Source organism: Mycolicibacterium arseniciresistens (genome assembly GCF_030519285.1).
GTDB classification, from domain to species: Bacteria; Actinomycetota; Actinomycetes; order Mycobacteriales; family Mycobacteriaceae; genus Mycobacterium; species Mycobacterium arseniciresistens.
In genome coordinates this window covers 1-21655 of record NZ_JAUMSQ010000157.1, presented here as the reverse complement: position 1 = coordinate 21655, position 21655 = coordinate 1, and the positions used below count along the sequence as shown (strand labels likewise).

Below are 21655 nucleotides of genomic sequence, written 5' to 3'. Positions count from 1 at the left end.
GGCCCTGCGGCGGCCCCCACTGCGGCGGTCCCTGCGGGGGCGGCCACCCCGGCGGCGGTCCTTGGGGCGGCACACTCACAGCGAGTCCTCCTCGGGGATCCGGCGGGGATACGCCGTCGTCGATTGCATTGCCATGCGAACTCGCATCCTATTTGCCGTCGGACCCGCCGTGGCGCACGAGATTCCCGCCCGGCTGCATAGGGTGGCCCGATGGCCGTCACCGACCTGTTCGCGAAGCGGGCGACGCTGGGTCGGTCGGTGCGGCTGCTCTCGGAGTTCCGCTTCGAGCAGTCCGACCCGGCGCGCTTCTACGGGGCACTGGCCGACGACACCGCCGCGATGGTCGCCGACCTGTGGCAGGCCGGCGTCGGCGGCTCGCCGTCGGGCCGGTCGGTGCTGGACGTGGGCGGTGGGCCCGGGTACTTCGCGGCGGCGTTCGCCGCGGTGGGGATGGATTACCTCGGCGTCGAGCCCGATCCCCGCGAGATGCACGCCGGCCCGGCTGCCGACGCGGCGAGCGGGCGTTACGTGCGGGCCTCGGGGATGGCGTTGCCGTTCGCCGACGCGGCCGTCGACGTCTGTCTGTCGTCCAACGTCGCCGAGCACGTGCCGCGGCCCTGGCAGCTGGGCAACGAGATGCTGCGCGTCACCCGTCCCGGCGGGCTGGTGGTGCTGTCCTACACGGTGTGGCTCGGTCCGTTCGGCGGGCACGAGATGGGGCTGACGCATTACCTCGGCGGGGCGCGCGCCGCGGCCCTGTACGCCCGCAGGCATGGTCACCCGGCGAAGAACAACTACGGGTCGTCACTGTTCGCGGTGTCGGCGGCCGACGGCCTGCAGTGGGCGCGCAGCACCGGCGCGCTGATCGGCGCTTTCCCCCGCTACCACCCGCGATGGGCGTGGTGGTGCACCGAGGTGCCGCTGCTGCGGGAGTTCCTGGTGAGCAACCTGGTGCTCGTCCTGAGGCCGTGACTGGAACAGGTTCTCGTTTGGCCCGTCCTTCGGTAGTGTGACGCTCATGACACAGACGGTGCAGGCGGCTGCCTTCAAGACCGAGTACGACAAGCTGTTCATCGGCGGCGCCTGGGTGACGCCGTCGACCTCCGACGTCATCGAGGTGCACTCCCCCGCGACCGGCGAGAAGGTCGGGCAGGTGCCCCTGGCCGCCGCGGCCGACGTCGACGCGGCCTGCGCCGCGGCGCGCAAGGCGTTCGACGAGGGTCCGTGGCCGACGATGACCCCGCAGCAGCGGGCGGAGATCCTCGGCGCCGCGGTCAACCTGATGAGCGAGCGCGCCGACGAGCTGAAGTTCCTGCTCACCGCCGAGACGGGGCAGCCCGCCACGATCGTCGACATGATGCAGTACGGCGCGGCGATGTCGGCCTTCGGCTACTTCGCCGGCGCCGCCGACAAGTTCGAGTGGTCCGAGATCCGCGACGGCATCTACGGCCAGACGCTGGTCACCCGCGAGCCGATCGGCGTGGTCGGCGCGATCACGGCGTGGAACGTGCCGTTCTTCCTGGCCGCCAACAAGCTCGGCCCCGCGCTGCTGGCCGGCTGCACCGTGGTCCTCAAGCCCGCCGCCGAGACGCCGCTGTCGGTGTTCGCGATGGCCCAGATGTTCGCCGAGGCCGGGCTGCCCGAGGGTGTGCTGTCGGTGGTGCCGGGCGGCGCCGAGACCGGCCGCGCGCTGACCGCGAATCCCGAGCTCGACAAGTTCACCTTCACGGGCAGTTCGGCGGTGGGCAAGGAGATCGGCAAGCTGGCCGCCGAGCGGCTCAAGCCCTGCACGCTGGAACTGGGCGGCAAGTCGGCCGCGATCGTGCTCGAGGACGCCGACCTCGACTCGTCGCTGCCGATGCTGGCGTTCTCCGGGGTGATGAACTCGGGGCAGGCCTGCGTCGCGCAGACCCGGATCCTGGCGCCCCGGTCGCGGTACGACGAGGTGGTCGAGAAGCTCGCCAACTTCGTCGCGGCGATGCCGGTCGGCTTGCCCGACGACCCCAACGCCGCGATCGGCCCGCTGATCAGCGAGCGGCAGCGTGAGCGCGTCGAGGAGTACATCAAGAAGGGCGTCGACGAGGGCGCCCGGGTGGTCACCGGCGGCGGCAGGCCCGAGGGTCTGGACAGCGGCTGGTTCGTGCAGCCGACGGTGTTCGCCGACGTCGACAACTCGATGACGATCGCGCAGGAGGAGATCTTCGGCCCGGTGCTGGCGGTCATTCCCTACGACACCGAGGCCGACGCGGTCCGCATCGCCAACGATTCGGTGTACGGCCTGGCCGGCAGCGTGTGGACCACCGACAACCGCAAGGCGCTGGAGATCGCCGCCAAGATCCGTACCGGCACCTACGCGGTGAACATGTACGCGTTCGACCCGGGCGCGCCGTTCGGCGGCTACAAGAACTCCGGCATCGGCCGCGAGAACGGGCCGGAGGGTATCGAGCAGTACTGCCAGGCCAAGAGCACCCTGCTGCCGTTCGGGTACACCCCGGAGTGACGAGGGGTCGCGCTCGTGACGTGGCGGCGGCCCCGAGGCCGGGACACCGCCGCCACGTCACGGGCGCGGTGACCTCCGCGCCGGAGTTCAGGCCCGGTGCCAGCGCGCGCAGACGAAGTCGGCGTTGACCGCCGACTCCACCAGCGCCCACTCCGAGCGCACCGGCAGCACGCGGGAACCGCCGCCGAGCGAACACGGCGCATACGAGACGATCATCTCGTCGATCAGTCCCGCCTCGACGAACTGCGCGGCGACCAGTCCGCCGCCCACCACCCAGACGTCCTCACCGGCGGCCGCGGCCACCAGTTCCGGATGCAGCTCGGTGACCGCGCCGGAGAAGACCCGCACCGGATGGTCGCCCACCACGATGTCCGGGCGGCTGGTCAGCACCCACGACGGCTGGGAGTACATCCACTCGCCGGGATGGTTCTTCACGATCCACTCGTAGGTCGCCGACCCCATCACCACCGCACCGATCGTCGCGAAGAACGCGTCGTAGTGGAACGGTCCGTCTGCGTCGATCTCGCGCGAGGTGAGCCAGTCCAGGCTGTCGGCCTCGTCGACGACGTAGCCGTCGAGACTCGACGCGGTGTAGTAGATCGTCGCCATCAGTGTCCTCTCATCCATTCCAGCGGGTCGCCGCGGTGGGTGGCCACGCCGAGGCGGGCGAGCATCGCGCGGGCGAGGCCGCGGCGCAGCGCGGCGTACTCGAGCACGTGGGCGACGATGCCGTACAGCTGGAACGACTCCGGCGGTTCGCAGAGCGCGTCGATGACGGTGTCGCCCAGCCTGCCCTCGGCGCTGTACTCGGAAAGCATTGCCGCCCAGCGTGTTCCGACATCCACGTGATGCGCGGCCAGCCCCGCCGGTGACACCGTCGCCGGATCGCTGGCATCGCGCCGGGGCACGTCGCGGCCCTCGATGGTGGCCAGCCACACCTCCTTGGTCCAGACGATCGCACCGAGCACCGCGCCGACGCTGGGCTCGGGACCGTCCCAGTCGAGCACCACCTGCCCCGGCGTCAGCTCGGCGGTCCACTGTTCGGCCGACAGCCCGGCCGCCCGGTCGATGAGGTAGGCGGTGTCGGCGATGTCGTGGGCCACCATCAGCTGGGACATGTCGGGCTCCTTCGTCGCCCCGTCGCCGTCGAGCCACAGCGACTGCGGCGGATGGAAATGCAGACCGTTGGGCGCCGGCACCCGGAAGGCGACGTCGGCGGCGCGGGACGGCGGCACCCCGAACGCCCTCCGGAACGCCCGGGAGAACACCTCGGCCGACGACCAGCCCTCGTCCGCGGCGACCGCGGCGACCCCTTCGCCGCGGCGCAACCGCCAGGCCGCCCGTTCGAGCATGATGCGGCGCCGCAGCGCGGCGGGCGACTCCCCGGTCAGCCGCCGCACCTCGCGCGAGAAGTGGAACTCCGAGGCGTGACTGCTGCGGGCCATCTCACCCACGACGGTGTTGTCCGCGTCCACCACCGCGTCGAGCAGTTCGCGCAGGCGGTCCCTTCCGGCGGGCGTCGACGGTTGCTCGCTCACCCGACCGAGTATGGTCGCCGCCCGCCGCCGGGAACATGACGATTCCTGCTCACTAGACTCACCTGCTCAGTGGGTGAATTCGAGGCGCTGTGCGCCAACGACGGGGACCTGGCCCCGCTGCGCGCCGCGGTGCGCAGCTTCCTGGCCGACGACCGCGCCGAGCACGGCTGGACGCCGGCGGTCGACTGCTGGCTGACGGGCTGGGATCCGGGCTTCAGCGCACGACTGGCCGCGGCCGGATTCGTCGGGCTGACGATCCCTGCCGAGTTCGGCGGCCACGCGCCGGCCACCGGATCGGGCCACCTGCACCGCTACGTCGTCACCGAGGAACTGCTCGCGCACGGCGCGCCGGTCGCCGCGCACTGGATCGCCGACCGGCAGGTGGCGCCCGCACTGCTCAGCTACGGCACCGACGAGCAGCGGCGGCGCCTGCTGCCCCGCATAGCGGCCGGGCAGCTGTACTCGGCGATCGGGATGAGCGAGCACGGCGCCGGATCCGATCTGGCGGCGGTGCAGATGCGCGCCACCCGCGTCGACGGCGGCTGGACGCTGTCGGGCACGAAGGTGTGGACCAGCGGCGCGCACCTCGCCCACCAGATCGTGGTGCTGGCCCGCACCGCCCCCGTCGACCCGGACCGCAGGCACGCCGGCTTCAGCCAGTTCATCGTGCCCACCGACCTGCCGGGCATCGCCGTCAGCCCGATCGTGCTGATGAACGGCGAGCACCATTTCAACGAGGTGCTCTTCGACGACGTCACCGTCCCCGACATCGCACTGCTCGGCGGCATCGGTGACGGGTGGCATCAGGTGACCGCCGAGCTGGGCTTCGAACGCAGCGGCCCCGAGCGTTTCCTGTCGACCGCGACGCTGATCTTCGCGGCGGTCCGCGCACTGGGTCCCGGCGCCGACGACGGCGCCGCCGTCAAGGTGGGCGAGTTGATCGCCCGTGTCGTCGCGCTGCGTCAGCTGTCGATCTCGGTCGCCCGCGCGCTCAGCGCAGGCGCGGACGCAATTTCGCGCGCCGCGCTGGTCAAGGATCTCGGCACCCGGTTCGAGCAGGAGTCTGTCGACCTGGTGGCCGACCTGCTGGCCCACCTGGATCCGGCCGGTGCGGACGCCGCCCGGCTGCGCGCCATGCTGGCCACGGCGCGGCTGCAGGCGCCGCTGTTCACGCTGCGCGGCGGGACGAACGAGGTGCTGCGCGGGGTCGTCGCCAAGGGGCTGGGGGTGCGATGAGCGACGAATTGCGGCAACTGGTCGACGAACTGGGGCAGCGGGCCCACGACGCGCGCGCAGGCAGGCGGCGCCGCCCCGACGGGTTCGACAGCACGCTGTGGCGGCACCTCGAGGACACCGGGCTGAGCCGGCTGACCAGTGCCGAGGACGCCGGACCCGCGGACGCGGCCATCGTGCTGGACGGGCTGGCCCGGCATGCGGCCGCCGTCCCTGTGGCCGAGACCGACCTGCTGGCCGCCTGGCTGGCGGCCGAGGCCGGCGTGCCGGTGCCGCCGACGGGCCCGATGACCGTCGCGCTCGCCGACGTACGGGTGGCCGGCGGGCGCATCACCGGTGTCGCGCGGGACGTGCCGTGGGCCGACGACGCGGCGATCATCCTGGCGGGCCGCACCGAGGACGCGGTGTACGTGACGCGCCTGCAGGGCGCGCCCGTCACCTCCGGGCAGAATCTCGCCGGCGAGCCGCGCTGCGCCGTCGCGGTGGACGTGGCGGTCGACGACTGCCGACGGCTGCCTCCCGGGATCGGCGAGCAGTTGATGCGGCGCGGCGCATGGGCACGGTGCGTGCAGATCATCGGGGCGCTCGACGCCGCCGCGGCCCTGACCGTCGAGCACACCCGCGGTCGCGTGCAGTTCGGCAGGCCGCTGAGCGCGTTCCAGGCGGTGCAGCACGCGCTGGCCGGGATGTCGGGCGAGATCGAACGGGCGCGCGCCACCGTGGCACTGGCCGTCGCCGCCGCGCAGGAACGCGGATTCGACGACGCCGCAACGGAGTACGCGGTGGCGGTGACGAAGGTGGCCGTCGGCCGCGCGGTCGGCCCGGTGACCACCGCCGCGCACCAGTTGCACGGGGCGATCGGAGTGACGATCGAGCATCCGCTGTGGTCGGTGACGATGCGGGCCCGCAGCTGGGCCGACGAGTTCGGCGACACCGCGTCGTACGCGCGGCGACTGGGCCGGGCGGCGCTCGCCGGCGATCCGTGGGACCTGGTCGTCGGCGCCTGAGTCAGCGGTCGAGGACCTCGTGCACGCGGGCCTCGACGTCGACGCGGTCGCCGAGATCGGCGAGGTCGATGCCGAAGCGGTCGGTCAGCGCGTCGAGCACCTGCGCCGCCGTGTCGAACCGGATCCGCTCGGTGCCGTCGGCACGGTGGACGGCGAGGTTGCGGCCACGCATGTTCCAGCGGGCGTCGTCGGCGATCAACGCCGCGGTCAGTCCCACCACGAATCCTGACTTCGGATGCGTTGACACGTACCAACTCCCGACTTCGAGGTCGATCAGTGGCCGCGGCCGGAGCGAAAAGATGTACAGCGGGCGCCACGTCCCGCGGATCAGCGCCTCGAGCAGGAGGCCGTCGCCGTGCTCGCGCAGCCGGTAGGGCTCGTGGCGGGTCTCCTGCACCGGCCCCGCCTGCAGGCGGATCGGTGCGGTCAACGTCTGCCCGCCGAATCCGACGTCGACCAGGAACCGGCCGTCCTCGCCGGGCACCGTCACGGCAAGCAGCTGGTGGGTCTGCGCGGGCAGCGCGGCGGCGAAGCCGTCGTCGCCCGGGTCCCAGTCGTCGTTCATCCACACCACCCGGCCGGCCAGCCGGTCCACCCCGTACCCGAGCGCCTCCAGCACGTAGCCCATCAGGCCGTTGTGTTCGTAGCAGTAGCCGCCTCGGCGCCGGTGCACCAGCTTGTCGGTCAGCGCCGCGGCCCCGAGGTCGGCGACGGGGATGCCGAGAACGGGGTCGAGGTTCTCGAACGGGATCGTCCGGTTGTGCGCGGCAACGACGGTGCGCAGCGTCTGCAGGTCCGGCCGCACCGCGGCGCCGTGACCGATTCGGTCGAGGTAGCCGGTGACGTCGACTGTGGTGGCGATGGACATGCCGCCATCCTGCGACCTCAAGGGAGGTTGAGGTCAACCCCGGTGCGACGCCGCGCTGAGCGTCGTCAGGGCTTCCCGCGGGCGGGGGTCTGCGCCGCCACGCCGTGCCGCAGCGGAGTGTTCGCTTCCGCGGCGGTGGCCGTGCTGACCGGGGATCCGCCCGCGGTGCCCGACACCCGCGGCGCGTTGGCCGGGTCGCCGCCGGACGGTTCGGCACCGCCGTGCAGTTCCTTGAGGCGGGCGTGCAGCAGTTCGAGCACCGGGATGCGGTTCCCATGCGCCGTCTCGTGGTCGAACAGGACGCGCAGTGCCGGCTCCTCGAGCGAGCGGATGCGGTGCCGCAGTTCGGTCAGCGGTAGTTGGTCGTAGTCGGGCAGCGGCAATTCGTCGTGTGCCATCAGGTGTCTCCTCGGGATCCGGTGTGCGTCAGCTGGCCGTTGGTCGCGGGGTTGACGGTGTCGCGCGACGCGGCGCCGGCCTCGGATGTGTCGGTGCGGCGTTGCGACAGCCACCACGCGGCGCCGACGACGGCGGACACACCGGTGAGGACCAGCGTCACCCACAGCGAGGCCTGCAACAGCCATATCCGCCGCTGGGCTTTCAGGATTCGGCGCTGCACGTCGCGCAGCCGGGACAGCGTGCTCATCAGCGACGGGTGCCCCCGACGGCCGGGCCCGAAACGCGGTCTACGCGGTCTCGATGATCGTCGTGGTGACCGAGACGATCTGCGGTTCGGCCGGGGCGGAGGCGAAACCGAAGCGCACCGGCGGTCGCAGCGGGGCCAGCGCGCCGAGGTCCTCGCCGTCGAGCCGGCCGGACACCCCGACGATGCGCCGGGACCGCCGGACGCCGTAGTACTCGCGCCTGCCGTTGCCCGCGGTGCCCGCGGTGTGCACGCCGGCCACCATGCGGGACGCCACCGGGTCGATCGCCCGCAGCCACCACGGCGCGACGGCGAGCCGCGCCGGCACCAGCCGCAGCAGCCGGTCCAGCGGCGCCGCTCCCCCGATGTCGATCCGCAGGTCGAGATTCGGCGCCGCCACCGTGAGCCGGTCCTCGGTGAGCTCGGCACGCACCGGGCCGACGAGCACACGGTCGAACGCGTACGTGGTCGACACGAAGTCGGCGATCTCGCGCGTCGGCGCCAGCAGCACCCGCTCGTCGTCGGTGCCGATTCCCCCGTCGGCCCCCGCAAGCGGGAGGTACCCCCGCCGCTCCTGCCCGCCGGCCCGCTGCACCATCACGTCGGTGAACGCGCCGAACGGCGAGGTCTGCCAGCTTCCGACGACGAGGCGGTGACCGGACTGCGATCCGACGCCCGCGATGTGGCCGGAGAAGACGCGCTTCAGCTGCCGGTCCACTGGGGTGGGCGCTTCTCGGCGAACGCGATGGCGCCCTCCTGGGCGTCCTTGCTGCCGAACACCGGCATGATGATCTCGTTCTGCTTCGCCCAGAACTCCTCGGGCGACCAGCCGCGGGACTCGACGATCACCCGCTTCGTGGCGGCCACGGCGAGCGGGCCGTTGGCGGTGATCCGCTCGGCCAGCGCGATCGCCTCGTCGAGGGCGTGTCCGGGCTCGGCCAGCGCGTTGACCAGGCCGAGGACGTGAGCGCGTTCGGCCGGCAGCGCCTCACCGGTCAGCGCCAGCTCCATCGCGATGGCCGACGGGATCCGCTGCGGCAGCCGGAGCAGTCCGCCGCCGCCGGCGACCAGGCCGCGCTTGACCTCGGGGATGCCGAACGCCGAATCGCGGGCGGCCACGATGAGATCGGTGGCCAGCGCGAGTTCGGTGCCGCCTGCCAGCGCATAGCCCTCGACAGCGGCGATCAGCGGCTTCGCGGGCGGACGCTCGGTGAAGCCCATGCCCCGGCCCGGGACCATCGGCAGCTCACCGCTGGCGAAGGCCTTGAGGTCCATGCCCGCACAGAACGTCCCGCCGGCCCCGGTGAGCACGCCGACCGACAGCCCGGGGTCGTCGTCGAGGCGGTCCACGGCGGCCGCGAGGCCCTCCGCGACGGCCTTGTTGACGGCGTTCTTGGCCTTGGGCCGGTTGATGGTGATGACCAGGATGCGGTCACGCTGTTCGACGAGTACGGGGTCCGGGGCGCTGTTGGCGTCGTTGCTCACGACGTGATGCTAGCGAGCGGCACCGCGATGCCGGTACCATCGAAAAACTAGAACACGTTTCAATTCTACCGGAGGGACCACCTCATGAGCTCGACCGACAGCATCCCGTCGGAGATCTCCAAGTGGGATCCCGGGTTCACCGCGCAGGTCATGGCGGTGCTGAGACCGATCCTCAAGGCCTATCACCGGGTCGAGGTGCGCGGCCTCGACGACTTCCCGCCCGGCGGCGCGCTGGTGGTGTCCAACCACAGCGGCGGCCTGTTCGCGATGGACGTCCCGGTGTTCGCCAGCGGCTTCTACGAGAAGTTCGGCTACGACCGGCCGGTCTACACACTCAGCCACGACATGCTGATGACGGGCCCGACCGCGGAGTTCTTCATCAAGATCGGCTTCATCCGCGCCAATCACGACAACGCCGACGACGCGCTGCGTTCGGGTGGAGTGGTGGTGGTGTTTCCCGGCGGCGACTATGACGTGTACCGCCCGACGCTGACGCAGAACAAGATCGACTTCGCGGGCCGCACCGGCTACATCAAGGCCGCACTCAACGCCGGTGTCCCGATCGTGCCGACGGTCTCGATCGGCGGCCAGGAGGCCCAGCTGTTCCTCACCCGGGGAACCTGGCTGGCCAAGCGGCTCGGCCCGATCGCGCGGCTGGCCCGCACCAAGATCGTGCCCGTGTCGTTCGGCTTCCCGTTCGGACTGTCCGCGGTGGTGCCGCTCAACATGCCGCTGCCCACCAAGATCGTCACCCAGGTGCTGCCGCCGATCGACATCGTCGCCGAGTTCGGCGAGAACCCCGACATCGACGAGGTGGACGCCCACGTCCGCCGCGTCATGCAGCGGGCGCTCGACGAGCTGGCCGCCGACCGCCGGCTGCCCGTGCTGGGCTGACCGGGTTTCAGTGCGGGGCACATAGGCTATCCGTCGGCCAATCACCACGCTCCGGGGGAGATGTCTGTGCTCAAGAAGATCGTCAAGCCGCGCCCTGTGTTGCGCGCGGTCGGGGAGCTGGCCAACGCCGCCAACGGTGTGCAACCGCTGGCGCGCAAGGGTTACGTCACCATCCCGGTGTTCTTTCTCGGCTGGCCCACCAGTGAACTGGCGCCGCTGTTCCTGACGGCGTCGGTGCTCGACACCGCGCGGCGGTACTGGCGCGGACACTTCGCAGGCAGGCGCGGGGCACTGGCGCTGGCGCTCAACGCCGTCACCTGGGGGGTGCTGGTGTTCCTCCAACGCCGCAACGTGCGCTCCGAGCCGGTCTTCGAGGCCGGCCTGCGTGAAACCCTCGGTGCCGACTACGAATCCGTGACCGCCAAGTCCCCGACGCCCCGCAGGCGGTCAGGGGTGTTCCGCACCGGATGGTCGCGGCGGCGCTACACCGAGAAGGCGGTGCGGTACGGCCCGCACCGCGCCAACACCGCCGACATCTGGCGGCGCGCCGACCTCCCGCGTGACGGGAAGGCGCCCGTGGTGCTGCAGGTGCCCGGCGGCGCCTGGGCGATCGGAATGCGCCGCCCGCAGGCCTATCCGCTGCTCAGCCACCTCGCCGAACGCGGCTGGGTGTGCGTGTCGATCGGCTACCGGGTCAGCCCGCGGCACACCTGGCCGGCCCACATCGTCGACGTGAAACGCGCGCTGGCGTGGATCCAGGAACACATCGCCGAGTACGGCGGCGACCCCGACTTCGTCACCATCACCGGCGGTTCGGCGGGCGGACACCTGACGGCGCTTGCCGCGCTCACCCCGAATGACCCTCAGTATCAACCGGGATTCGAGGATGCGGACACCTCGGTGAAGGCGGCGGTGCCGGTGTACGGCCGCTACGACTGGTTCGGCAAGGAGGGGACGGGCCGCCCCGAGTTCATCGCGTTCCTGCAGCGGTACGTCGTCAAGAAGAGCTTCGCCCGCAACCGGCAGCTGTACGTCGACGCCTCACCCATCGCACGGTTGCGTGCCGACGCGCCACCGTTCTTCGTCCTGCACGGCCAGGACGACTCCATCATCCCAGTGCCCGAGGGCCGCGAGTTCGTCGACGCGCTGCGCAAGGTGTCGACCTCACCGGTGGCCTACGTCGAGGTGCCGCACGCCCAGCACGCATTCGACTTCTTCGGCTCACCGCGTGGGCACTACACCGGCCAGGCGATCGAGCGGTTCCTGTCCTGGGTGTACGCCACCCGCTCGTCCGTAACCGACGAGACCACGGTCGACGCGCTCAGGCCCGCGCAACAACCATAGTCTCGGCGCTCGGCGAGTCAGGGCGCCATGGCGGTCTCGACGACCGTCAGCTCCTCGGAAAGCCCTGCGGCCTTGCGGATCTCGATGAAGGCCGCGAGCATCGCGTCGGTCACCTCGTGCGGGTCGTCGAGCGTGGAGCCGTCCGACAACACGGTGATGTTGAGCTGGTCGACGTAACTCCACACGGTGATGTTGAGCCCGCTGCCCGCGGTGAGCGGACCGACGGAGTACAGCTCCGTCACCAGCGCGCCGCCGACCCGCCCGCGCTCCCGCGGACCGGGCACGTTCGAGATCGTCAGGTTCTGGATCTTGTTCTGGCCGTCCTTCTTCGACAACCACCGGAACAGCGACTCCGCGGGCGCGGGCGGCATGTACGCCGACCAGCGGCTGACCAGTTCGGGGCCGATGAGTTCGTGGCTCTCCTTGGCCGAGATGGCCGCCTCCCGCGCCTTACGCACCCGGTCCAGCGGATCCTCGCAGTCGGTGGGCAGCGCGACCAGGATGCCGGTGAAGAAGTTGCCGGAGATCCGGTCCGGTGAGAAGTCGAAACTGATCGGCACCGACGCCAGCAGCGGATGGTCGGCGTGACCGTCGTAGCGCAGCAACAACTTCCGCAGTGCGCCCGCGGAGATGGCCAGCACCAGATCGTTGATCGTCACACCGAGGTGCTTGCTGGTCTGCTTGACGTCGGCGAGCGCGAGCGTCGCGGTCGCGACGGTGCGGGTCGCGTCGATCATGTGGTTCATGAACGTCGGCGGCGGCGTGAACGGCCGGGTCAGCTCGGGCGACAGCTTGCGCGAACTGCGCCGCACCCGGCTCAGCCCCTGACCGGTGTAGCGCATCACGCCCGGGATGCGGCCCAGCTGGCGGATGTGGTCACCGAATGCGGTGCGCACCAACTCCGCTCGGCTCGGCGCCGGGTCGGTGGCGTACGAGTCCCGGTCGGCCTGCGGCCCCGTCTGCAGATCCATCCCGCGGGCCAGCAGGTTCGCCGAGGCGACACCGTCGGCCAGCGCGTGGTGGATCTTGCCCAGCACCGCGATGCGACCGCCGGCCAGCCCCTCGATCAGGTACATCTCCCACAGCGGGCGACTGCGGTCCAACGGTGTGCTGGCGATCCGGCCGACCGCCTCGTCGAGCTGACGCCGGCCGCCGGGGCTGTCCACCCGGTAGGACCGCACGTGGTAGTCGAGGTCGACCTCGCAGTTCTCCCGCCACATGGGGTGGTGGAACTTCCACGGGATGTCCACGAGCTGGTAGCGGAACGGGTCGAGCTTGTACAGCCGCCCGTGCAGGACCTTGCGGAAGTCCTCGACGCCGAAGGTGCGCCCACCGAGGTCGTCGAGCTCGATGACCGCCAACTTGAGGGTGTGCATGTGCACGTTCGGCGTCTCGCTGTACAGCAGCACAGCGTCCCACCCGCGAAGCCGTTTCACCCGGATACCTCCCTGTCGGAGGCGTCTATATAACCTCTTTGGCCGCGGCGCTCATCCGGTTTCGATGGATCTGGTTGAGGAACAGCCGGACGGCGGTGGCCATCGATCCGGTGCGGGCCCCGTCGATCATGTCGAAGCCGTGCCCGGCACCCGGTAGTTCCACGTAGCTGACCACCGACCGCGACACCGCGCGGAGCCTGTCGACGAAGCTGCGCGCCTGCGCGACCGGGATCACGCTGTCGCCGCTGCCGTGGATGACCAGGAACGGCGGCGCCTCGGGGTGCACCCGGGCGATCGGCGAGGCCTTGCGGAAGATCTCCGGATGGCGCGACAGCCGGTGCTTGACCACCACCCGCTCGAGGAAGTCTACGAAGCGGACGCGTTCGACGGTGGAACGGTCCTCCCAGTCGTATCGGCCGTAGATGCCGATCACCGCGTCGACCGAGGTGTCGGACCCCTCCGGCAGCACGCACTGCAGTTCGGCGTCGTTGATGGTCAGTCCGGCCAGCGCCGCGAGGTGGCCGCCCGCCGAGGTTCCCGCGATCGCGACGAAGTTGCGGTCACCGCCGAATCGGTCGACGTTGGCGCGCGCCCAGGCGATCGCCGTCTTGACGTCGGTGATGTGCGCAGGCCACGGATTGTGCGGCGACACCCGGTAGTCGATGGACAGGCAGACCCAGCCCATCTCGGCCAGGTGCGACATCAACGCGTAGCCCTGCAGCAGCCTGCTGCCGTGCACCCACGCACCGCCCGGGATGAACAGCAGCACCGGGGCCGGTTCGGTGGGCAGGTTCTTGGGCCGCCAGACGTCGAGGAGCTGAGAGGGCAACGGGCCGTAGCGAACCGAGGACTTGTAGACGTTGCGGCGGTGCTCGAACGCCTTCCAAAGCGGCGGCGCCTTCTCCGGGGCCGGCCAGTCGATGGCGAGGTCGGCGGCGGGGACGACGCCGCGAAGGGCGGCGTCGGTGACGGAGTGCGTCATGTCGCGCTCCTTCTGCCGCACCTCGTCGTTGCCCGGCTCGAACCAGGACTTCGCCGATGCGGACAGGAGTTCCGGCATCTGCCGGTATCCCCACACCCCCATGGCGGCGAGGGCGCCAAGCGGCTCAAGGTGTTTCCCGATCACGGGCAGGGAGGCGGAGGCGACACTCATGGCGAGCAGGTGATCGGCAGGCTTGGCGTTGAGGAGCCAACGTGCGCGCGTCCACATTGTCGGTCCGGGGTACCGGGTGTCCGGTCGCACGGTCATGATCGCGACTGTACCCCGCAGGTCAGTTCCTAAACGACGACATTCGGAAGTTGTCAACCAGCGGCACTTTCGTAACGCGTTGTGACGGGCATCACACCTTTCTGACCGGCGGTTTTGCCGCTAGCGTGCACTTGACGACCGTCAAGTTACGACTCGATGACGAAGCGAAGAGGACGTCCCGCCGTGAACAGATCAGCCCTGGCCATCACCGACGAACACCGCGATCTCGCGGAATCCGCAGCCGGCCTGCTGGACCGGCTGCAGGCGCTCGTAGCGGCGCGAGCCACCCTCGACGAGGGGTCGGCGCACCCGGCGGAGCTCTGGACCGCGCACGCCGACCTCGGACTCACCGGCCTGGCGCTCGCCGAGGATCACGGCGGATCGGGATTCGGCCTTGCCGAACTGGCCGTGGTGCTCGAGGTCCAGGGCCGGCGGGTGTGCCCCGGTCCGTTCCTGCCCACGGTGGCCGCAGCCGTGGTGATCGACCGATGCGCTCCGGAATCCGTTCGCACGCAACTCCTTCCGGGGCTCGCCGATGGCACGGCGGTGTCAGCGCTCGGGCTGTCCGGCACGGTGGCGGCCGACTCCGACGCAGTGGCCGACGGGGAGAGCCCGGCGGTGCTCGGCGCACCCGACGCCGATGTGCTGGTGCTGACCGCAGGTGACGACCTCGTGGTCGTCGACGCGGACGCCGACGGCGTCACCGTCACCCGGCTGGCCGGCCTCGACACCACGCGAAGCATCGGTTCGGTCGCGCTGCGCGGGGTGCGACTGCCCCAGGACCGCGTCATCCGCGGCGCGGCGCGGCGCGCGCGCACCGTGTTCCGGATCCTCGCGTCGGCCGAGGCGGTGGGGATCAGCTGGGCATGCCTGGACATGGCGGTGGAGTACGCCAAGGTGCGCGAACAGTTCGGCCGGACCATCGGCACGTTCCAGGCCGTCAAGCACCACGCGGCCAACATGCTGGTGGATGCCGAGCAGACCACCGCGGCCACCTGGGACGCCGCTCGGGCCGACGACCTGGACAGCGCCTGGTTCCCGGCGGCGGTCGCCGCGTCGCACGCGGTGCGCGCACAGGTAGGCAATGCGCAGAACAACATTCAGCTGCACGGCGGGATCGGATACACGTGGGAGCACGACGCCCACCTGTACCTGCGGCGTGCCCGCACCCTGGCGGCGGCGCTCGGCGACGGCGCCGACCCGCTGACCGACATCGTCGAGGCGCAGCGCAGCGGGCAGGCGCGCGGCGCCACGTTCAGGCTGCCGGCGGAGGCCGACGAGTACCGCCAGGCGGCCCGCAGCGCGGTCGCTGAACTGAGCGGGCTGCCCGAGGACCGGCGGCGCGACTTCCTGGTCGACTCCGGCTATCTGGTGCCGCACTGGCCGAAGCCGTGGGGTCGCGAGGCGGGCACGCTGGAGCAGTTGGTGATCGAGGAGGAGTTCCGCGACACGAAGGTTCCGGACATGGGCATCACCGGGTGGGTGACGCTGACGATCAGCCAGGCCGGTACCGACGATCAGCGGGAGCGCTGGGTGGAGCCGGTGCTGCGCGGGCAGACCATGTGGTGCCAGCTGTTCTCCGAACCCGGCGCCGGCTCCGATGCCGCGGCGGTGCGCACGGCGGCCAAGCGGGTGGACGGCGGCTGGCGGGTCACCGGACAGAAGGTGTGGACCAGCCTCGCCCACCTGTGCCAGTGGGGTCTGGCCACCGTCCGCACCGATCCCGACGCACCCAAGCACGCCGGGGTGACGATGATGGCGATCGACATGAAGGCCGAGGGGGTGACGGTGAACCCGCTGCGCGGCATCACCGGCGACAGCCACTTCAACGAGGTGTTCTTCGACGACGTCTTCGTCCCCGACGCCGACGTGGTGGGCGACGTCAACCGAGGGTGGCTGGTGGCCCGCGCCACCTTGGGCAACGAGCGGATCTCGATCGGCGGCGGGTCGGGCGCGCCGACGGGATTCGGCGCGGACGACCTGGTTGTACTGCTGGACAGCGCACCAGCCGACGTGGCCGCCGCCCGGCTGCGGCGGGCGGGTGAGGTGATCGCGGCCGGACACACGCTGCGACTGCTCAACCTTCGCCGGGCCAGCCGCGCCATCGCCGGGGCCGAACCCGGCCCGGAGGGCAACGTCACCAAACTGCTGGTGGCGGAGCATTCGCAGTGGCTGACCGAACTCGGCATGGAACTCGCGGGCACCGCCGCCGTCACCGGCGCGACGCCGGCACTGACCAACGGCTATCTCGGCAACCGCGCGATGACCATCGCCGGCGGCACGTCGGAGATCACCCGCAACACCATCGCCGAGCGGATCCTCGGCCTGCCGCGCGATCCGCTGATCAAGTAGCAGGGGCTCAGAGACCGATCAGGTCGGCGGTCTGCTCGGCGAGCGCGGGCCCCAGGGTCATGCCGCGGCCGCCGGGTCCGGTGATCACCCAGACCCCGTCGTCGGGCGAGGTCCTGCAGACCAGCTGGTGCGGGTCGACGCACTGGCTGTAGACGCCTGCCCAGCGCCGGCTCACCGGCGGCAGCGGCCGGCCGAGCAGCTCCTCGACCACCTCGGTGAGGTAGGCGTAGGGCTCCTCCTGCACGTCGAAGGGGAACGGCTGCTCGTACTCGTGGGTGTCCCCGATGGTCAGGCCGCCGTGCAACCGCTGCACGCACAGCAGCTGCATGTGGTGCCGATCGGCGGTGTCATGCTGGGATTCGTTGCGGCGCAGCGCTTCCAGTGACGGGCCGGCGAACCCCGGGTAGTAGCGGAAGCTGTCGCCGTCGGCGATCGCCGTCGGGAACGGCTCACCGAGCGGTTCGGTCTGCATCATCTGCAGCCGCACCCGGCGGACCGGCAGCTCACCGGCGATCTCGCGGACCAGCCCGCCGTGCGCGGCGCCCGCACACACCAGCACCACGTCGCCCTCGTGGCGGCGGTCGGAGTCGTCGCGGACGGTGCCGCCCTCGACGGCGCGGGCCTCGGTGTTCGCGTGGAAGGTGTAGCGGCCGCTGGCGCGGAGGTGGTCGCGGATGGCGGGCAGCGCCTGGCGGGACTCCACCGCCGCGTCGCGCGCACAGTGCAAACCGGCGAGGAACCGGCCGCGCAGCGCGGGGTTGTGCGCGCGCACCGCGTCCGGCTCGAGCAGCGTGAAGCCGCGGACGTCGGCGTCGCTGCGTGCCGACATCTCCTCGGCCACCGCCAGCTCACCGGGTGTGCGCAGCAGCGTGATCGAGCCGGACGGCCGGAATCCGACGCCGGGGACGTCGACACCGAGCTTCTCCCACAGCTCACGCGAGCGCAGCGTCGTCTCGAGCTCGGACGTCGAGCGCCCGGACACCCAGACCAGGCCGAAGTTGCGCACCGTCGCCCCGCGGGCCTCCGGCTCGCGCTCCAGCTGCACCACCCGGTGGCCCCGGCGGACCGCCTCGACGGCGTGTGCGGTGCCGAGGATGCCGCCACCGATCACCGTCACCCGCATGGCGCCGACGCTGCCTCCTTCGGCCGACGGGGACTGGGACGGCGGATGTGCTCCGCCGGAACAGAATGTGAACAATTGGTATAGACCAATTGCGTATACCATTGCGGCGTGGGCGAACTCAGCGAGGTACGCGCGATCCTGGAGTCGCTGCGCGGGGTGTGGGACGAAGAGGCCGTCGACGAACTCGACCATGCACTGCAGTCGGCACGCCAGGCCGTGCACGACGGGGCCGACGACGAACTGGTGCTCGCGGCGGCGCTGCACGACATCGGGCACAGCCCGATGTTCGGCGATGTCGCACCCCAACACCACGACCGGCTGGCCCAGCAGTGGCTGACCCCCCGGTTCGGTGAACGGGTCGGCTGGCTGGCCGGCGCCCACGTCGCCGCCAAGCGGTATCTGGTGGCCGCCGACCCGTCCTACGCGGCGACGCTGTCCGACGTGTCGGTCGACTCGCTGCACTACCAGGGCGGCGCCGGGGTCGACGCGGCCTACACGGATCACCCGTGGTGGCCCGACGCGGTGCGGCTGCGCCGGTACGACGACGCCGCGAAGGTCCCGCGCGGCGCGGCTGTGTCGATCGGCGACGTGCTCGCGGTCGCGGGACGGGTTTCGGCGCGACGGCGCAGGTAATACTGGGCGGATGCGCAAGCCGTCCGCCGAGTCCGTCGTGCACTTCCACCCGGATCTGCGCAAGGCGGCCAGGTACGTCCCGAAGCAGATCGTCACGCCGGTGACCCTGCCTCTGCTCCGTGCCGTCACCCGTATGCAGCCCAAGCGCACCCCGAAGGGCGTCGAGGAGTTGACCCTGCACTCCGGTATCCGGCTGCGGCTCTACCGGCCGGCCGGCGTCGCCGGTACCACGCCGGCACTGCTGTGGATGCACGGCGGCGGCTACGTCCTGGGCACCCCCGCCCAGGACGACGACCTGTGCAGGCGCTACGCCGCCGAACTCGGCATCACCGTCGCGTCGGTGGACTACCGGCTCGCGCCCGAGCACCCGTACCCGGCCGCGCTCGACGACTGCTACGCGGCGCTGCAGTGGCTGGCCGGACTGCCCGCCGTCGACCGTGACAGGGTGGCGATCGCCGGCGGCAGCGCCGGCGGCGGGCTGGCCGCGACGCTGGCACTGCTGGCCCGCGACCGCGGGGAGATCCCGCTGGTGGCGCAACTGCTCGTCTACCCGATGGTCGACGACCGCACCGTCGAGCGCGACGACCTCGACAACCCCGGACACCGGCTCTGGAACCAGTGGAGCAACCGGTTCGGCTGGGACGCCTATCTCGCCGACGCCGACCGCGACGTCGCGGTGCCCGCGCGCCGCGACGACCTCGAGGGCCTGCCGCCGGCCTGGCTGGGGGTCGGGACGCTGGACCTCTTCCACGACGAGGGCCTCGCCTACGCCGAACGACTCCGCGCCGCCGGAGTGCCGTGCGACGTCGAGGTGGTCGAGGGGGCGTTTCACGGGTTCGACGCCATCGTTCCGAAAGCCGATGTCTCCGTTGAGTTCTTCGAGAGCCAGTGCGAAGCGTTGCGGAAGGCGTTCGACTCCGCCGGCTGAGCCACGCGGCGGCATCCGCGCCGGCTTTGACGGGCCTGTGGTGTGCCCTTAGCGTGACCGGATGCACGGCGACGGGATCATCACCGACGACATCGATGTCGCGCGGCAGGCGGTCCCGCACTTCGCGCTCGCACCGGACTCGGCGCTGCGACTGCTCAACCTGTCCGAGAACGCCACTTACCTGGTCGACGACGCGGGCACCGGCGTCACCTCGGTGCTCCGGGTGCACCGCCGCAACTACCACCGGCCGCACGAGATCGAATCCGAGCTGGACTGGCTCGACGCGCTGCACAGCGACACCGCTGGGGTCGCGGTGCCCACGGTGCTGCCCGCCCGTGACGGGCGCCGGATGGTCACGGTCGACGTCGACGGAACACCGCGGCACGTCGTGCACTTCGCGCTCGTCCCCGGCACGGAACCGGACGAGGCCACCGTCACCGCGGACGACTTCCGCACGCTGGGCCGCATCACTGCGGCGCTGCACGACCATTCCCGGTCGTGGCGGCGGCCTGCGGGTTTCGGCCGCTTCACCTGGGACTGGGAGAGTTCGCTCGGCGCCGGCGCCCGCTGGGGCCACTGGCAGCAGGCCGCCGGTGTCGGGCCTGCCGAGCGCACGCTGCTCGACCGTGCGCAGGAGGTCCTGCACCACCGGCTCACCGAATACGGCTGCGGGCCGGACAGGTTCGGCCTGATCCACGCCGACCTGCGGCTGGCGAACCTCATCGTCGACGGGCCCGACACCACTGTCATCGACTTCGACGACTGCGGATTCAGCTGGTACTTCTACGACTTCGGCGCGGCGGTGTCGTTCATCGAGGACGATCCGGCGCTGCCCCGGTGGCAGGACGCCTGGGTCGCCGGGTACCGGAGCCGCCGACCGATGACGGCGGCCGACGAGGAGATGCTGCCGTCGTTCGTCATGCTGCGGCGCCTGAAGCTGCTGGCCTGGATGAGCACCCACACCCACTCCAAGGAGTCGCGCGCCAAGGCCGTCACGTACGCGCGCGGCAGCTGCGTTCTTGCAGAACGCTATCTGGCGTCGAACGGTCTGCGGCTGAGCTGACGCGGGTAGACCACGTCGCCGCCGACGATCGTCGCGGCGACCAGGTCGGCGTCCAGCGCATCGAGCACCTCGGTCGGTGATGCGGCGAGCACGCAGAGATCGCCGGGCTGCCCCGGAGCCACCCGGCGCGGCCGGGACGGCTCCTCCGCCGCGCCGAAGAACAAGTTCAACGCCGTTGCGGCGCTGACTCGTTCGTCCGGACCGAGGACGTCGCCCGCCGGCGTCTCGCGGCGCACCGCCGCCCGCATGGCCGCCCACGGGTCACCGCAGCCGAACGGCGAGTCGGTCGACAGCGCCACCTTGACCCGCGACTCCAGCAGCGAACGCAGCCGCCACAGCTGCGGGAGTTCGTCGGCCGGGACGTCGAGGAGGTACTGGTCGCCCCGTTCGGCGACGAAGTTCGGTTGGGTGACGACGGTCAGGCCGAGTTCGGCGAGGTCGGTCAGGCAGTCGTCGGGCACCACGGCCGCGTGCTCGATGCGGTCGCCCGCACGCGTTCCGGCGGCGCGCAATGCCGCTATGGTCACCACGATCTGGGCGGCGGTCACGCAGTGCACCGCGACAGCGGTGTCACGAAGGTGGCGGCCGGCGATCCAGCGGGTCAGTTCGTCGAGGTCGAGGCCGTCGTCGTGCAGGATGCGCTTGCCCGGTGCCAGCACGTGCACCCTGACGGCCAGATCCCCGCGGCGGTGCGCATCGCGCAGGCCGGCGATGTCGGCCTCCGTGAGATCCGGTGTGGCGTCGGTGATCCCGGTGACACCCCAGGACGTCAGCCGGCGCGACACGTCGGCGAGCTCGGTGTCGCGGCGCTCCGGCGCCCAGCTCGGGTCGGCGCTGCGCAGCACGCCGTCGGGATGATCGGCCATGCCGACGCGTCGCAGGGCTGCGGTGTTCAGCGTCCACACCACCCCGCTGCGGTGCTGCACCCGCACCGGCGCCGGCGGGGACACCGCGTCCAGCGCATCACGGTCGAGCGGGCCCGCGACGGCCTCGTGGTAGCCGACCGCACGGATCCAGCCGTCGGCATCGGTCTCGGCGCCGGCCAGCGCATGGGCGAGCCCGTCGCGGCCGCGCACATCGGCCGGGCCGACCCGCAGGGAATGCGCCGCCGCCGCAGTCGAATGCAGGTGCACGTGGTGGTCGTGCAGGCCCGGGATCACCGTGCCGCCCGCGGCGTCGAGCACCGTCTCGCCCGGTCGCGCCGTGAGCCCTTGGGCCACCTCGAGGATCTGCTCACCGACCCGGATGTCGGCGGGCGTGCCGTCGAGCAGTAAGGCCCGGGTGATCAGCACGGCGCCGGTCGCCTTTGCGCAGCCATCGCGGCGACGGTCGCGTTGTCGGCGCCCAGCGCGGCGGCCC

Annotated in this window: 21 protein-coding genes; 10 read left to right on the top strand and 11 right to left on the bottom strand. The window is 71.4% G+C overall.

What is annotated here, in order from left to right; all coding sequences use genetic code 11:
- Window positions 1-210 precede the first annotated feature (210 nt).
- Window positions 211-972, top strand: a complete 762-nt coding sequence (locus Q2100_RS19040) for a class I SAM-dependent methyltransferase (protein WP_302915311.1) — start codon at window positions 211-213, stop codon at window positions 970-972.
- 46 nt (window positions 973-1018) lie between these two features.
- Window positions 1019-2500 (top strand): aldehyde dehydrogenase, encoded by a 1482-nt coding sequence (locus tag Q2100_RS19035; protein WP_264013651.1) that lies wholly within the window; start codon window positions 1019-1021, stop codon window positions 2498-2500.
- Between the two features lie 87 nt (window positions 2501-2587).
- On the opposite strand, the gene Q2100_RS19030 is transcribed toward Q2100_RS19035, so the two are convergent.
- Window positions 2588-3109: a dihydrofolate reductase family protein gene (locus Q2100_RS19030; RefSeq protein WP_302915310.1), complete on the bottom strand. Its 522-nt coding sequence runs from the start codon at window positions 3107-3109 to the stop codon at window positions 2588-2590.
- On the bottom strand, window positions 3109-4038 hold the full coding sequence (locus tag Q2100_RS19025; RefSeq protein WP_302915309.1) for a helix-turn-helix domain-containing protein: 930 nt from the start codon (window positions 4036-4038) through the stop codon (window positions 3109-3111). Before Q2100_RS19025 ends, Q2100_RS19030 begins: the two co-directional genes overlap by 1 nt.
- A 69-nt stretch (window positions 4039-4107) precedes the next feature.
- On the opposite strand from Q2100_RS19025, the gene Q2100_RS19020 reads away from it, so the two are divergent.
- Together Q2100_RS19020 and Q2100_RS19015 are read left to right on the top strand one after the other, a co-directional pair.
- Window positions 4108-5274 (top strand): acyl-CoA dehydrogenase family protein, encoded by a 1167-nt coding sequence (locus Q2100_RS19020; RefSeq protein WP_302915308.1) that lies wholly within the window; start codon window positions 4108-4110, stop codon window positions 5272-5274.
- Window positions 5271-6278, top strand: coding sequence for an acyl-CoA dehydrogenase family protein (locus tag Q2100_RS19015; protein WP_302915307.1), 1008 nt, complete (start codon window positions 5271-5273; stop codon window positions 6276-6278). Before Q2100_RS19020 ends, Q2100_RS19015 begins: the two co-directional genes overlap by 4 nt.
- 1 nt (window position 6279) lies before the next feature.
- Here the strand turns inward: Q2100_RS19015 and Q2100_RS19010 are convergent, their stop codons facing one another.
- The 5 genes from Q2100_RS19010 to Q2100_RS18990 all read right to left on the bottom strand — a co-directional run bounded on the left by Q2100_RS19010 (window position 6280) and on the right by Q2100_RS18990 (window position 9274).
- Window positions 6280-7146, bottom strand: coding sequence for an arylamine N-acetyltransferase family protein (locus Q2100_RS19010; protein ID WP_302915306.1), 867 nt, complete (start codon window positions 7144-7146; stop codon window positions 6280-6282).
- Window positions 7147-7211: 65 nt separating this feature from the next.
- Entirely contained in the window at window positions 7212-7544 is a 333-nt protein-coding gene (locus Q2100_RS19005) for a DUF8129 domain-containing protein (protein ID WP_269894558.1), read from the bottom strand.
- The gene (locus Q2100_RS19000; RefSeq protein WP_302915305.1) at window positions 7544-7792 is read right to left on the bottom strand and encodes a hypothetical protein; all 249 of its coding nucleotides are present in this window, start codon (window positions 7790-7792) and stop codon (window positions 7544-7546) included. Before Q2100_RS19000 ends, Q2100_RS19005 begins: the two co-directional genes overlap by 1 nt.
- A gap of 40 nt (window positions 7793-7832) precedes the next feature.
- Window positions 7833-8507: a hypothetical protein gene (locus Q2100_RS18995; protein ID WP_302915304.1), complete on the bottom strand. Its 675-nt coding sequence runs from the start codon at window positions 8505-8507 to the stop codon at window positions 7833-7835.
- The gene (locus tag Q2100_RS18990) at window positions 8492-9274 is read right to left on the bottom strand and encodes a crotonase/enoyl-CoA hydratase family protein (RefSeq protein WP_302915303.1); all 783 of its coding nucleotides are present in this window, start codon (window positions 9272-9274) and stop codon (window positions 8492-8494) included. The genes Q2100_RS18995 and Q2100_RS18990 overlap by 16 nt, the downstream gene beginning before the upstream one ends.
- An 84-nt stretch (window positions 9275-9358) precedes the next feature.
- Here Q2100_RS18990 and Q2100_RS18985 point away from each other — a divergent pair, with 84 nt between their 5' ends.
- Together Q2100_RS18985 and Q2100_RS18980 are read left to right on the top strand one after the other, a co-directional pair.
- Complete coding sequence (locus Q2100_RS18985; RefSeq protein WP_264013661.1) at window positions 9359-10168, top strand: 1-acyl-sn-glycerol-3-phosphate acyltransferase; 810 nt, start codon at window positions 9359-9361, stop codon at window positions 10166-10168.
- Between the two features lie 60 nt (window positions 10169-10228).
- Window positions 10229-11512 (top strand): alpha/beta hydrolase, encoded by a 1284-nt coding sequence (locus tag Q2100_RS18980; protein WP_407667658.1) that lies wholly within the window; start codon window positions 10229-10231, stop codon window positions 11510-11512.
- 17 nt (window positions 11513-11529) lie between these two features.
- Here Q2100_RS18980 and Q2100_RS18975 read toward each other — a convergent pair whose 3' ends face one another.
- Entirely contained in the window at window positions 11530-12948 is a 1419-nt protein-coding gene (locus tag Q2100_RS18975) for a WS/DGAT/MGAT family O-acyltransferase (protein ID WP_302915302.1), read from the bottom strand.
- 25 nt (window positions 12949-12973) lie between these two features.
- Window positions 12974-14197 (bottom strand): alpha/beta hydrolase, encoded by a 1224-nt coding sequence (locus Q2100_RS18970; protein WP_302915301.1) that lies wholly within the window; start codon window positions 14195-14197, stop codon window positions 12974-12976.
- 183 nt (window positions 14198-14380) lie between these two features.
- On the opposite strand from Q2100_RS18970, the gene Q2100_RS18965 reads away from it, so the two are divergent.
- Entirely contained in the window at window positions 14381-16549 is a 2169-nt protein-coding gene (locus Q2100_RS18965; RefSeq protein WP_302915300.1) for an acyl-CoA dehydrogenase family protein, read from the top strand.
- 7 nt (window positions 16550-16556) lie between these two features.
- Here Q2100_RS18965 and Q2100_RS18960 read toward each other — a convergent pair whose 3' ends face one another.
- Window positions 16557-17672 (bottom strand): TIGR03364 family FAD-dependent oxidoreductase, encoded by a 1116-nt coding sequence (locus tag Q2100_RS18960; RefSeq protein ID WP_302915299.1) that lies wholly within the window; start codon window positions 17670-17672, stop codon window positions 16557-16559.
- Window positions 17673-17780: 108 nt separating this feature from the next.
- Between Q2100_RS18960 and Q2100_RS18955 the strand changes: the two genes are divergently transcribed.
- The 3 genes from Q2100_RS18955 to Q2100_RS18945 all read left to right on the top strand — a co-directional run bounded on the left by Q2100_RS18955 (window position 17781) and on the right by Q2100_RS18945 (window position 20296).
- Window positions 17781-18305 (top strand): HD domain-containing protein, encoded by a 525-nt coding sequence (locus Q2100_RS18955; RefSeq protein ID WP_302915298.1) that lies wholly within the window; start codon window positions 17781-17783, stop codon window positions 18303-18305.
- A gap of 10 nt (window positions 18306-18315) precedes the next feature.
- On the top strand, window positions 18316-19233 hold the full coding sequence (locus Q2100_RS18950; RefSeq protein ID WP_302915297.1) for an alpha/beta hydrolase: 918 nt from the start codon (window positions 18316-18318) through the stop codon (window positions 19231-19233).
- A 61-nt stretch (window positions 19234-19294) separates the two neighbouring features.
- Window positions 19295-20296, top strand: a complete 1002-nt coding sequence (locus Q2100_RS18945; RefSeq protein WP_302915296.1) for a phosphotransferase enzyme family protein — start codon at window positions 19295-19297, stop codon at window positions 20294-20296.
- On the opposite strand, the gene Q2100_RS18940 is transcribed toward Q2100_RS18945, so the two are convergent.
- On the bottom strand, window positions 20263-21588 hold the full coding sequence (locus tag Q2100_RS18940) for an amidohydrolase family protein (RefSeq protein ID WP_302915312.1): 1326 nt from the start codon (window positions 21586-21588) through the stop codon (window positions 20263-20265). The genes Q2100_RS18945 and Q2100_RS18940 overlap by 34 nt on opposite strands.
- Between the last annotated feature and the right edge of the window lie 67 nt (window positions 21589-21655).